General features: G+C 64.8%; 9 protein-coding genes. 2 read left to right on the top strand and 7 right to left on the bottom strand.

The window, feature by feature from the left end; genetic code table 11:
- Positions 1-209 precede the first annotated feature (209 nt).
- On the top strand, positions 210-2,480 hold the full coding sequence (locus C2U30_RS05100) for an LTA synthase family protein (protein ID WP_103243327.1): 2,271 nt from the start codon (positions 210-212) through the stop codon (positions 2,478-2,480).
- Positions 2,481-2,948: 468 nt separating this feature from the next.
- On the opposite strand, the gene C2U30_RS05105 is transcribed toward C2U30_RS05100, so the two are convergent.
- The 6 genes from C2U30_RS05105 to C2U30_RS05130 all read right to left on the bottom strand — a co-directional run bounded on the left by C2U30_RS05105 (position 2,949) and on the right by C2U30_RS05130 (position 10,493).
- Positions 2,949-3,266, bottom strand: coding sequence for a heavy metal-binding domain-containing protein (locus C2U30_RS05105; protein ID WP_010674360.1), 318 nt, complete (start codon positions 3,264-3,266; stop codon positions 2,949-2,951).
- A 377-nt stretch (positions 3,267-3,643) separates the two neighbouring features.
- The gene (locus C2U30_RS05110; RefSeq protein WP_041212859.1) at positions 3,644-4,936 is read right to left on the bottom strand and encodes an NAD(P)/FAD-dependent oxidoreductase; all 1,293 of its coding nucleotides are present in this window, start codon (positions 4,934-4,936) and stop codon (positions 3,644-3,646) included.
- A gap of 74 nt (positions 4,937-5,010) precedes the next feature.
- Positions 5,011-5,550, bottom strand: a complete 540-nt coding sequence (ycfP, locus tag C2U30_RS05115) for an alpha/beta hydrolase YcfP (protein WP_005331594.1) — start codon at positions 5,548-5,550, stop codon at positions 5,011-5,013.
- 184 nt (positions 5,551-5,734) lie between these two features.
- On the bottom strand, positions 5,735-7,543 hold the full coding sequence (locus C2U30_RS05120) for a M3 family oligoendopeptidase (RefSeq protein WP_103243328.1): 1,809 nt from the start codon (positions 7,541-7,543) through the stop codon (positions 5,735-5,737).
- A gap of 78 nt (positions 7,544-7,621) precedes the next feature.
- Positions 7,622-9,412: a M3 family oligoendopeptidase gene (locus tag C2U30_RS05125; protein ID WP_103243329.1), complete on the bottom strand. Its 1,791-nt coding sequence runs from the start codon at positions 9,410-9,412 to the stop codon at positions 7,622-7,624.
- Between the two features lie 169 nt (positions 9,413-9,581).
- Positions 9,582-10,493, bottom strand: a complete 912-nt coding sequence (locus C2U30_RS05130; RefSeq protein WP_041212856.1) for a DUF808 domain-containing protein — start codon at positions 10,491-10,493, stop codon at positions 9,582-9,584.
- Between the two features lie 206 nt (positions 10,494-10,699).
- On the opposite strand from C2U30_RS05130, the gene C2U30_RS05135 reads away from it, so the two are divergent.
- Positions 10,700-11,302, top strand: coding sequence for a DUF924 family protein (locus C2U30_RS05135; RefSeq protein ID WP_103243330.1), 603 nt, complete (start codon positions 10,700-10,702; stop codon positions 11,300-11,302).
- Positions 11,303-11,356: 54 nt separating this feature from the next.
- Here C2U30_RS05135 and C2U30_RS05140 read toward each other — a convergent pair whose 3' ends face one another.
- Positions 11,357-12,976 (bottom strand): methyl-accepting chemotaxis protein, encoded by a 1,620-nt coding sequence (locus C2U30_RS05140; RefSeq protein ID WP_103243331.1) that lies wholly within the window; start codon positions 12,974-12,976, stop codon positions 11,357-11,359.
- Positions 12,977-13,075 lie beyond the last annotated feature (99 nt).

Below are 13,075 nucleotides of genomic sequence, written 5' to 3' on the forward strand. Positions count from 1 at the left end.
CCTCCCAGACCAGCAGCAAAGGCTCATGATGACGCTTTCATCACAGAATGAGTGCCCCTGGCGGATCGGGATCACAAATTGCTTCACTGTGCTCATCACGGAATATTCATCTTGTTGTCATTAAATTGACATCAAGGAACAAGCCACGCACCATCGGGTCAAAATAGAGGCAGTCGTCGCTGCCATGACCGCTCCAAGGATGAGCCCTTATGAATGCCCCCGTCACCGGCCACCGCCCCGCCTCCCAGCCCCTGGCCGGGCTGTTGCTGGGTCTGCTGACCGCCCTGCTGCTGCTGACCCTCGCCCTGCCGCTGCTCAACCCCGTCAGTTGGCTCGGGCGTGCGGCCCCCCTCATTCTGGGCCCGGCGGATCAGCCCATCGCTACCCTCCATCGCTACAGCCTGCTCTACAAAAGTGACAACCGGGGCTTCTATCTGGTGGTGCGCAGCCAATGGCAACTGCTCAAACCCCTGCAGGAGGGGGACAAGGTGCGGGTGGAGCTGCTCAACGACAAAGGGGTGCGCATCGATCAGCTGAGCCAGGCGGTGGACAAGCGCCAGAAGTGCCGCAAGGAGCGCTGCACCCTGAGCCTCAACAGCGCCCTGCGCGCCCCCGACGACGCCCTGGATAGCCGCTACCAGCTGCGCATCGGGTTGCTGCTGGCAGACAGGCCGGAGAGCGCCGAATACAGCCAGATCCTCCAGACCCTGCCGGAGCGCGGTTTCAACCTCCTCTACCTGATGACCAGCCTGCTGCTGGTGCTGCTGGTGAGCGCCACCGTGCTCAAGGCCCTGCTGCCGCGGCTGCGCCGAAGCTACCGCGCCCGGGTGGCAGGCAGCCTGCTGCTCGGCAACCTCACCTTCGTGCTGCTCCACGGCTTCGTGGTGTTCAAGCTGGGGGAATTCCTGTTCTGGTCGGGCTTTCGGCCAGAGCACTACTACCTCGCCTGGGGCAGCATGGTGCTGGGCTGGAGCCTCTGCGCCCTCGCAGGCTTCAGCCTCTATATGGGGCTGCTCTTCACCGCCCTCTCGGGCATCGGGCTGCTCGCCAACTTCATGAAGATCGCCATCTACGGGGTGCCGCTGGGGGGGGACGATCTGGGCAACCTGCTGGCCCTGCTGCACATCCTGCTCGATCAGCACCCTGTGGTGCCGGTGCTCGTCGTGCTGGGGCTCCTTTTTCTGGTGTGGCGCTTCGCCCTCTCCCGCTGGATCCTGCGGGGCTTGCTGCGCACCGCCGCCGCCACCGCCGCCTTCTTTGCCCTCTGCGTGTTCGCCACCCAGACCGGCAACAAGCTGCTCGGGGCCAACATCCGCTACGTGGACAGGGCGGTGAACTACCACAGGGACATCATCCGCGCCGGCCCCGGCCTCTACCTGTTCAATCTGGTGGACGAGATGCTGCAAAGCGGCAACGTGTTTCGCTACCCCTTGCAGATCAACGAGCGCACCCCGGAGCTGAGCCTGCCCGCCCAGCCCAGGGCTCCCCGCTTCGATCTGGTGATCGTGCTGCAATACGAGTCACTCTGGCTTGACTGGCAGGGCCGTCTCTGCGCCCCCGCCCCCACCTTGAACCTGCCCGCCAGCGTGGCCCAATGGCGCAAGACCATTCACTCCCCCACCACGGGGGGCATGACGGTACTGGCGGAGTTCGAGATGAACACCGGCCTGCCGGTGGGCCTGCTCAAACAGGGGGTGGTGCCCTACTACTACCTCTCGGACAAGGTGCCCGGCCTTGCGCGCAGCGCAGCCCAGAGCGGCTACCAGACCCTGTTCGCCCACCCCTATGTGGAGAAGTTCTGGGGCCGCGCCAAGGCGATCCCGGCCCTCGGCTATCAGGAGCGCTGGTTCGATACCCGCTTCACCGCCCTCGAGCACAAGGGGCTCTACATCTCCGACGATGCCCTCATCGATCACCTGCTCAAACGCAGCAACCAGGACGATCAGCCCCTGTTCGCCTACGCGGTCACCATGCAGGGGCACGGCCCCTTCGACGGGGATCGCTACCGGGCCCAGCAACGCAGCGGCGCCTGCCCGGATCAGAGCCCGGCGGATACCCAGTTGCTCAACACCTACTACACCGGGGTGGTGGACGCCATGGCCTCCCTGGAGCGGCTGCTCAAGACCCTGGACAACTCCGGCAAGCGCTACCTGGTGGTGGCCTTCGGGGACCACCAGCCCTTCCTGATGTCGGCGGGCAAGGGTATCCACGGCACCAAACCACCACGGGATGCCAGCTACCAGATCCCCATGATGGCCTTCACCCGGGCCGGGGACGGGCTGGATCTCGCCCGCCAGTTCGACCCGGTGCGCCAGCTCTACCAGATGGGCCAGGCCACAAGGCAACTGCTGGCGGGGGACCTCACCCCCATCCGGGACCTACCCCTGCTCCACCCGGTGCTCGGGGAGGAGAAAGGCTTCGACCCCTCCCCCCTGGTGCCGCAGATCCGCGCCAGCTTCCGGCCCGATGCATTGCCCTGATCGATTGAGACACGAGGGACACAGATCCTTGCAACACCTTCCGGGCCGATGCCCTGCCCTGATCCGCAGACGACAAAGAGGTCGCCCGGGCGACCTCTTTTTATGGGCGGGATGCGAGTACAGTGCCGCCTGCACCTCGCCATGTTCGTCCCGACCTGGGCTCTGCGACCCCTGACAGGTCATTTTTTGTTTAGATATATCAAACGATAACTCATTATCGAATAGCAAAATTGAACAACTTTGCCGACCTTCAGGCCCTGTGCCTCCCCATGTTCCCGCACCTTCTCCGGGCCGGGCCATTTTCTCCCTCATTCCCGGCCAGCCCAGAGCCATCGGAGCGTTCGATACGTTCAGGCCTTGAGCCCCACTCACTTGCGCCCACCTTTGCGCGTCACACCCAGCAAAAAGCCGACCTCGGGGTCGGCTTGTGACGGGGCGTTTGGCCATGCAGGGCCGGGCACTGGCGGGCTAGATCACCACGGCGGTGCCGCTGATGCTGACCATCAGCATGCTGCCGTTCTGGCCCACCACCTCGTAGTCGATGTCGATGCCCACCACGGCGTTGGCCCCCAGCGCCTGGGCACGCTCCTTGAGCTCCTCGAAGGCGATCTCCCGGGCCCGGGCCAGCTCTTTTTCGTAGGCGCCGGAGCGACCGCCGATGATGTCGCGGATGCCGGCGAACAGATCCTTAAAGATGTTGGCGCCGAGGATGGCTTCGCCCACGACGATGCCGCGGTACTCGCGAATGGTCTTGCCTTCCAGGGTGGGGGTGGTTGAGAGGATCATGAGGTCTCCTGTGAGTTGGGCTGGGTGCGCGAAGCACCGTTGCCGTCATGGTAGCAAGGCGTTGGCCAAAGCATAAGCCCGGCGTGGCCAGGAGCTTCAAGCACAGCGCCCGCCAGGTTCATCAAGGTGCCATCCATAGGGCCTGTGTCGTGCACTTACCCCCGCACAGCGACCTTGGGCTCCGGTGCTGGGGAGAGGGCTTCCGGGCCACGATGAAAGCGGGGCCTTGATGATACAGATGCGACTGCAGTTGCCTAGGCCCTCTGCGTCTTCGCCCTGGACGGCGGCAGGCGCTGTCAGGAGCGACTCGCGTCGGCCATAAAAAAGGAGAGGCAAGCCTCTCCTTTCTGATGTTCGCAGCGGCAGCCGCCATGCACTCAGTGCAGCTTCATGCTCGGGCGCAGCACCCGGTTGATGCGGCCCACCAGCATGATGAGGCCGGTCTTGATGTAGCCGTGCAGGGCCACCTGGTGCATCCGGTAGAGGGAGATGTAGACGATGCGGGCGATGTAGCCCTCCACCATCATGGAGCCCCGCATCAGGTTGCCCATCAGGCTGCCCACGGTGGAGAAGCGGCTCAAGGAGACCAGGGAGCCGTGATCGTGATAGCGGTAGGGCTTCATCTCGCCGCCGTTCATCTTGGCCAGGATGTTCTTGAACGCCTGGGTCGCCATCTGGTGGGCGGACTGGGCGCGGGGCGGCACGAACTTGCCGTCCGGCTGCGGGCAGGCGGCGCAGTCGCCGATGACGAAGATGTTCTCGTCCCGGGTGGTCTGCAGGGTCTCGTGGACCACCAGCTGGTTGATGCGGTTGGTTTCCAGGCCCGCGATCTCCTTCATGAAGTCCGGCGCCTTGATGCCCGCGGCCCACACCATGAGGTCTGCTTCAATCAGCTCCCCATCCTTGGTGTGCAGGCCCTCGGCGGTGGCCTCGGTGATCATGGTGGCGGTACGCACGTCCACGCCCAGCTTCACCAGCTCCTGATGGGCGGAGCCGCTGATGCGCTCCGGCAGGGCCGGCAGGATACGGGGGCCCGCTTCCACCAGGGTCACCTTGAGACTGTCGGTGGTGAGGTTCTTGAAGCCGTAGGCGTAGAGCTGCTCCACCGCGTTGTAGAGCTCGGCGGAGAGCTCGACGCCGGTGGCGCCGCCGCCGACGATGGCGATCTTCACCTTGTCACCGGGCTGGTATTCGGTGGCGAACTGCAGGAAGCGGTTCATCATGCTGTTGTAGAAGCGGTGCGCCTGGGAGGGGCTGTCCAGGAAGATGCAGTGATCCTTGATGCCCTTGGTGTTGAAGTCGTTGGAGACCGAGCCGATGGCCATCACCAGGATGTCGTAAGCCACTTCCCGCTCGTTGACCACCAGGGCGCCGCTCTCGTCGTGGATGGGGGCCAGCACGATGCGTTTCTCGTCGCGCTTGATGTCGGTCAGGCTGCCGAGCTGGAATTCGAAGCCGTGGTTCTTGGCGTGGGACTGGTAGCTCAGGGCATCGATGCCCGCATCCATGGAGCCGGTGGCCACTTCGTGCAGCAGGGGCTTCCACAGGTGGGTGCGATTGCGATCCACCAGGGTGATCCTGGCCTTGTTCTTCTTGCCCAGCTTGCGGCCCAGGCTGGTCGCAAGCTCGAGACCACCGGCGCCACCGCCTACAACGACAATATTCATCATGATGATTTTCCTTGGTTCCTCAAAACGAAAGGGAGCCATTGGCTCCCTAAAACGAAATCGGTTGACGTGATGGCTCAGGCTTCTTTGAAGGCCTTCATCCGTTGCAGATGGTGCGAGATGTTCTTGAACTTATGGGTCTCGCGCTCATCCCATACGATGTCGTAATAGTTCTTCAATTCACGTTCAGTGTCCCGATTATCGCGGATTTCATCCTGAACGGAAAGGATGCACAGGCAGTTTCCTGAATTTTTATTACGAAATTCGGTTACACACTTGGTGCCGATGTCCTCGTACTCCTCCGGCCTGTCGATCTTGCCCTGCATGTTCTCTTCCGGGTGCAGGTTGGGGTTGAATACCACCTGCTTGATGCCGCACAGAAACCCGATCCGCTCGCTCCAGTAGCCACCCAGGCCCACGCCGCAGATGAGGGGTTTGGGATCGGTGCTCATGTCGAGCTGCTTCTTCACTTCCTTGAGCAGGTGGCTCATGTCGTGGCGGGGGTGAACCGTGCTGTAGTGCACGAAACGCACATCATCATCGATAAACTGCAACTGCAGCACTTTTTCATGATTGCCGGGGCTGGTGGCATCAAAGCCATGCAGATAGATGATCATGGACAAGACCTCAAAAACTGTGTCGGTTCTATCGAAACTACCCCAGCGACAGGGCCTTGCGCCACCAAAACATCCCACTTTCTTGCTTTGGATCACGCCCCTTCGGGCCACCAAACCGCGCGTCGGGGCGGCTGTGGCAGCGCCATGCCCCGGCGGGACATGGCGCAAACCGGGTCTGGCGAGGTTAACTGCCGCACTGGGCGAAGCGCGCCACCGCCGCTTCCACCAGGGCCAGGCTCCCCTGCCAGAAGGCGGGTTTTCGAATGTCCTGCCCCAAATGCCGTTCGACCAGTTCTTCGGCGCTCATGCGACCAGTGTCTCGCAGCAGGGCGCGGTAGGCCTCGGCCACCCCCGCCTCCCCTGCGGCCTGGCGGCTCATCAGCTGCTGATAGACCCCGAGGCTGAACAGATAGCCAAAGAGGTAGGGGTAGTTGTAAAAACCGAAGCCCGCGATGGAGAAGTGCGCCTTCGCGGCCCAGAACAGGGGGTGATAGCGGTCGAGGCTCTGCTCGTACCAGCGCCCCCAGGCCTCGTCGGTGAGCCCCTTGAGCCGGGCCGACGACACATAGCCCTGCTCGCGCTCGGCCACCAGGGCCCGCTCGAAGTCGAAGCGGGCCGGGATGTTGACCAGGAAGGTGGCGGCGCCATCGGCATCCGCCCAGGCGATGGCCAGACGCTCCTCGGCGCTTCGGGCCTGCTCGTAGAGGGCGCTGCGCACCAGGGTCTCGGCGAAGATGGAGGCGGTCTCCGCCAGGGTCATGGGGTAGCTGCGCTGGCTCATGGGCAAGTCGCGGATGAGCCAGTTGTGCCAGGCGTGACCGAGCTCGTGGGCCAGCGTGATGACGTTGTCCATGGTGCCCGCATAGGTGATGAAGACCCGCGGCTCCACCGGCTCGGCAAACTTGGTGCAATAGGCCCCGGTGCGCCGGTTGGGGGTGGGGGCGGCATCAATCCAGCCGCGCTCGGCCATCATGCGGGCAAAGTCCCCCATCTCGGGGTCAAAGCGCGCGAAGGCCAGGGCGATGATGTCGACCGCTTCCTCGAAGGGGATCTCCCGGCGGCTGGCGGCAGGGGGTGGCGCAAAGAGATCCTCCGGCCCCAGCACCTCGAGGCCGAGGTGACCGGCCATCAGCCCCAGGGCCCGCTGGCCCAGATGGCGGGCCTGCCAGGTCTCCGCCATCAGGGTATCCAGGGTCGCCCGCTCGATGTGACTCTGGTGGCAGGAGAGATCCAGGGCATCGAGGCGCCGGTGTTTGCCGCGCTGGCGCGAGAGCTCCAGGCGCCAGCCGTTGAGGGCGTTGAGGATGGCTGCCACCGTCTCCTGCTCCCCTTCCCAGCCGGCGCTGATGGCATCGAAGGCCTCTTTGCGCAGGGCACGATCCGGGCTGGAGAGCAGGTTGCTCGCCTCCGCCAACCCCATCTCGCGACCCGCGATCACCAGCCTTATCTTGCCCACCAGATCGTTGTAGAGGTTGCCCCAGGCGTGCAGGCCGTCGGTGCCAAGGCCGATGACCAGCTGCTCCGCCTCCACCGGCAGCCGCTGATCCTGCAGGCGACGCTCGTGGCGCAGCCGGTACCCCTCCTCCCCGAGCAGGGGGTCGGCCATCAGTTGCTCAAACTCGGGCGCAGGCAGCCCCAGCATCAGATCTTCGATGGGGGCAAGCGTCTTGAACAGATCCGCATTGAGGGCCCGGGCCCGGGAGGCAACCTGCTTGGCGAGGGGATCCCGGGCGTCCTGGCTCCCCTTGCAGGCGGCCAGCACGGCGATGTTCCAGCCGATGTCGCGAATGCGCCGGGCCCGCAGGCGTACCTCCCTGAGGAAGTCCTGCAAGGCGCCTGGGGTGCGAGGAACCTGGGCCAGTCCCTCGATAAAACCGCTCAGCTCGGCCAGGCTGGCGCGGGCCAGGCTCATGTCCGCCTCGAGGACACAGCTGTCGAGGGAGGGGTAGATGTGATCATTTTGCCACTGCTGTGGATAGACTCGTTGTTGCATCGAACGCTCATCGTCAGGGACGGGCCTGGCCCGTCGTGAAATCCAGGTGGCCAGAGCCACCACCTTCGCGGGCAGGCATCACACCAGCCGCTCGAGGCGCACCACCGCCTCTTCCACATAGCGCAGGCTCTCCTGCCAGAACCCGGGTTCGCGGATGTCGACCCCCAGGTGCTTCTCCACCAGCGCCTCGGCGCTCATGCGGCCGGTATCTCGCAGCAGGGCGCGATAGGCGGGCACAAACTCGCCCCCGGCCCGCGCATGCTGGGCATAGAGCCCCAGGCTGAAGAGATAGCCAAACAGATAGGGGTAGTTGTAAAACCCGGACTCGGCGATGGAGAAGTGACCCTTGCTGGCCCAGAACAGCTCGTCATACTGGCTGAGGGCGTCACCATAGCACTGCTGCTGCGCCGATTTCATCATCTCCCGCATCTGGCTCGCCCCCACGTAACCCGCCTCCCGCGCCGTCACCAGGGCGCGCTCGAAGGCAAAGCGGGCGGGGATGTCGAGAAGCAGGCTCGCGGCCCGCTCCCCGTCCAGCCAGGCGATGGCCCGGCGCGGCTCCACCTTGTCGGTGGCGGCCAGCAGGGCATCGCGCACCAGGATCTCGGCAAAGAGGGAGGCGGTCTCCGCCAGCGTCTTGGGGTAGCCCCGCTGTTCGAAGGGAAGATCCCGCAGCAACCAGCTGTGCCAGGCGTGACCGAGCTCATGGGCCAGGGTGATGACGTTGTCCATGGTCCCCTCGAAGGTGAGGAAGACCCTTGGCTCGGGTGGATCGGCATACTCGGTGCAATAGGCGCCACTTCGCCTGTGCTCGCTCGGGGCGGCATCGATCCACCCCTTGTCGGCCATCATGCGGACAAACGCCCCCATCTCGGGATCGAAGGCGGCAAAGGCCTCCATCACCAGATTCAGCGCCTGCTCGACGCCGAACTTGCCGTGTACGGCCTGGGGCGCCGGGGCAAAGAGATCCCAGGGGGCGAAGTCGGTGATCTGCTGGGCACAGGCCATGGCACGCAAGGCGCGGCGCCCGAGCTCCCTGTGCTCCCCGGCCGCCGCCATCAGGGTCTCCAGGGTCGCGCCCGTGATGTGCTCCTGATGGCAGGTGACCTCGAGGGCATCCAGCCTGCGCCCCTTGCCGCGCTGGCGGCCGAGTTCGTTGCGCCAGCCGTTGATGGCGTTGAGAATGGCGGCCACCGTCTCCTGCTCCGCCTCCCAGGCGTCCTGGATGGCGTGCCAGGCGCTGGCGCGCCGCGCCCTGTCCGGGTGGGCGAGCAGGTTGTCCGCCTGGGCAAGCCCCATGGGCATCCCCTCCACCACCGGCAGCAGCCGCCCCACCAGGTTGTCGTAGAGATCCCCCCACCCCTGCAGGCCGTCCACCGCCAACCCCTCGATGAGCTGCTCGCTCTCGAGCGAAAGCCACTGATCCTGCAGCGCTCTGTCGTGATGGATCTGGTAGGCCAGCTCGAAGAGCTCGGGGTCTTGCAGCAGGGTGCACACCAGTGACTCGGGGGCGCGAACCCAGAACAGGTCCACCGGCTTGCTGCGCTGGGCCAGGGTCGCCTCCAGCTGCTGGCCCCGGGAAAGCAGTACCCGGGCCTCCTCGTCGCGCCCGTTCTGGCTCAGCCGGTTGTAACCATAGACCTGACTGTTCCAGGCCAGGCTCTTCACCCCGTTGGCCTCGCGGCGGATGGCCCGCAGCAGGTGGCGCAGGGCATTGGCATCCGCAACGGGATGGGCGGGATCCGGCAGGTCCGCCAGGAGGGCGTCAAGCCGGGTGAGGGCGCGGGCAGCCTCCTGGAAGGCGGCCTCGATGGCAGGATCGTCGGGGGCGGCATAGATGTGATCATCTCGCCAAACGGGTGGTTTCATGGTTGTCCTTGTCTGTTTGCGTCCATATCGGGTCACCCCGCCTCTGCGGGCGGGTGAAACCGGATAGTACGAAGGGGGCCAGGCACTTGCCTAGCCCCCATTCGAGGCAACCAGCAGAAGAGCGCCCCCGGGTGCGACGGCCCCTGTCGGCCCTCCCCCGACAAGCGACCTATTTGGCGGGCTGAAGCTTGCTCACCAGGGTCATGGCCACCACCAGCACCAGCCCTGCCACCACGCCGGCCAGGGCGCTCAGCAGGGTGGGCGTCACCACGGCCAGTACCCCGCCGACCCCGGGCAGGGCGGCCACCGTGTCCGCCGTCCCTTCGATGAGATGATGGAGGAAGGGCCAGCCATGGACCAGAATGCCGCCGCCGACCATGAACATGGCGATGGTGCCCACCAGGGCAAGCAGGTGCATCAGACGGGGCGCCGTCACCAGCAGCCCCTGCCCCACCGCCCGGCGCACGGCGCCCCCATCGGGCTTTTGCAGCAGGTGCAGACCGATGTCGTCGAGCTTGACGATGAGCCCCACCAGGCCATAGACCCCGACGGTCATCAGCAGGGCGATGCCCGCCACCACGGCGATCTGCAGGCCCAGGCTCGACCCCTGCACGGTGCCGAGGGCGATAACGATGATCTCCGCCGAGAGGATGAAATCGGTGCGAATGGCCCCCTTCACCTTCTGGCGCTCATAGGCCGCCAGATCCTCGGGCACCGGCGCCGCCTGATGCGCCTCCTCCTCGTGGGGCAAGAACTTGTGGACCAGCTTCTCCGCCCCCTCGAAACAGAGGTAGGCCCCCCCCAGCATCAGGAGCGGGGTGATGAGCCAGGGGATAAGAGCACTGATGGCGATGGCGGCAGGCACCAGGATGAGCTTGTTGCGAAACGATCCCTTGGCCACCGCCCACACCACCGGCAGCTCACGCTCGGCCCGCACCCCGGAGACCTGCTCTGCATTGAGGGCGAGATCGTCCCCCAGCACCCCGGCCGTCTTCTTCGCCGCCACCTTGGTCATCAGGGCGACATCATCGAGCACGCTGGCAATATCATCGAGCAGGGTCAACAAACTGGCTCCGGCCATATCTGGCATTCCTTCTATTGAGTGGGACACATCCGGGCTGCCCCGGTCAGGGTGATGAGGGGGTCAGGGGAGCACGGGCCCATCCGGGGATCACCCTTTGGGGCAAAAGATGGCACAGTGTAACGGGAAGCCGCCACGGCGGCAGCCCCCCATGGCAGATCCCCTGCTCCGTTTTCACCTCACGGCCACCGGCCCAAGGAGTTCCCATGCAACCCTGGCAACCTCTGCTCGATTTCTGGTTTGGCGATGACGCAGACGACGCCCCCCGTGCCGCCCGTCAGGCCCCCCTCTGGTGGGGCAAGAGCAGCGAGACCGATGCCCTGCTGGCCTCACGCTTCGGCGAACTGGCGGCCCGTGCCGCAGCGGGCGAGCTCGCCCGTTGGGAGGACGATCCCGCAGGGCGCCTGGCCCTCATCCTGCTGCTGGACCAGCTGCCGCGAAACCTTCACCGCCACACCCCCGCCGCCTTCGCCCAGGACGACAAGGCCAGGGCGCTGTGCCTCAAGGGGCTCACCCTCGGGGTCGACAAGGGGCTCTCGCCGCTGGCCCGGGTCTTCTTCTATCTGCCCCTCGAGCACGCGGAGTCCAGAGAGCAGCAGGCCAGAAGCGTCGCCCTGTTCGAGGCCCTGGCCGACGAGCAGGCCACAGGCCCGGCCCGGGCCACCTTCGAAGGCTTTGCCGACTTTGCCCGGCGCCACCAGGTGATCGTCGAGCGCTTTGGCCGCTTCCCCCACCGCAACGCCATCCTGGGCAGGGCGAGCACGGAGGAAGAGGCCGCCTTCCTGCAACAGCCCGGGTCGGGGTTCTGACATAAAAAAATCCCCGCCATGGGCATGGCGGGGAGAGAACAACCGATCCGCGCATCACTGGATGCGATAGCGGGAGATCTGCTGGTGGATATTCTCCGTGGTCACGTTCAGCTCCTCTGCGGCGGCGGAGGTCTCCTCCGCCGTGCTGCTGGTCTGCTGCACCACCTGGGCTATCTGCTCGACCTGGAGGGCGATGGATTCCGCCGCCGAGGTCTGCTCGCGGATGGCCAGGGTGATCTCGCCGACCTGATCCATGACGCGATGGGAGGCCTGGCGGATCTGGGTGATGATGGCCCCGCTTTCCGTCGCCATGGCCACCCCTTGCGCCACCTTCTCCTCCACCAGGACCATTCTGGCCACCGTGGCCTCGGACCCTTGCTGGATAGCCTCCACCGTCCTTGAGATCTCCTGGGTCGACAGGGCCGTCCGCTCCGCCAGCTTGCGCACCTCGTCGGCGACCACCGCAAAGCCGCGTCCCTGCTCACCGGCCCGCGCCGCCTCGATGGCGGCGTTGAGCGCCAGCAGGTTGGTCTGCCCCGCCACATCGTTGATGACGTTCACCACCCCACCGATGCGGGAGATCCCCTCCCCCAGCGCCGTCACATCGCGGGAGGCCTGACGAATGGCGTCGGCGATGTCGTTGATGGCGAGCACAGTGCGCTCTATGGTGGCCCCGCCGTCACTGGCGAGCTTGCCGGATTCATTGGTGATGCGGCTGGTCTCCTGGGTGCGCTGGGAGATGTCCGTGATGCTCACGCTCATCTCCTCCACCCCGGCGGCGATAAGGCTGGTGGCGTCATTGGCCTGACTCGCCGACTCCGCCATGTGCTGGGCCGCCTGGGAGAGGGACTCTGCCGTGCTCTTGATCTGCAGGCTGCCCACCGAAAACTCGGTGAAGGTCTGCTGCAAGGTGTCCAGCAGGCGGTTGACCGCCGTCAGCGTCTGGCCGATCTCGTCCTGCTGGCTCACATTGGCCCGCAGGGTGAAGTTCAGGTCGCGCTGGATCTCGGACAGGGTCGCCATGGCCAGACGGAGGGGATTGGCGACCTGCCTGAACAGCCAGAGAAAGAGCACCAGCGTGAGGGCTCCCGTGCCCACCGAGATGAACAACAGGGCCTGCATGCTGCTATCGGCATTCTGCTCGCCTCGCAGCTTGACGGCGTCACCTTGCTGGATGTTGAAGTGGACGTGCTTGTCGATGGCCTGGGAAAGCTGCTCAAACAAGGGGGCAAGCTCCGTGTCGATCGCCTCTCTGGCCTCCACATTCTTGTTCTCGCGGGACAGGCGCAGGACGTCTTCAGAGGCCTTGCCGTACTGGGCAACCAGGCGCCGATCATCGGCGACGAGCTGCCTGTCCTCCTCATTGGAGATCATCCCGCTTTCATACTGGCTCAGCAGGGCGTCCATCTTGGTGTGAAGGGATGCAATGCTCTGCTCTATCTGACTCATCTTGCCGTCGTCGGTGTTGAGCACGTGCGCCTGGATCAATGAATGCAGGGCGTAGAAGTCTGTCTGTATCTCCTTGATCGTGGAAATGCTGGGGACTGTGTTGTCTGTTACATAGCTGAGATCCGCATTGGCGGAGGAGAGTCTGCTGATACTGAACCAGCTGAGGCACCCCAGGGCCAGCATGACCAGCAGGGCAATGAGTTGAAGCCGACGAGCGATATTCATGAGTGCTTACTCCATCCATAGACTCCCTGCCAGTGTAGCCGATGCGGGCCCCGAAAATAGCGCCTAAAACATGCATTTCATTACACTTTTCAACTTCTG

This window comes from Aeromonas sp. ASNIH5, from assembly GCF_002902865.1.
GTDB classification, from domain to species: domain Bacteria; phylum Pseudomonadota; class Gammaproteobacteria; order Enterobacterales; family Aeromonadaceae; genus Aeromonas; species Aeromonas caviae.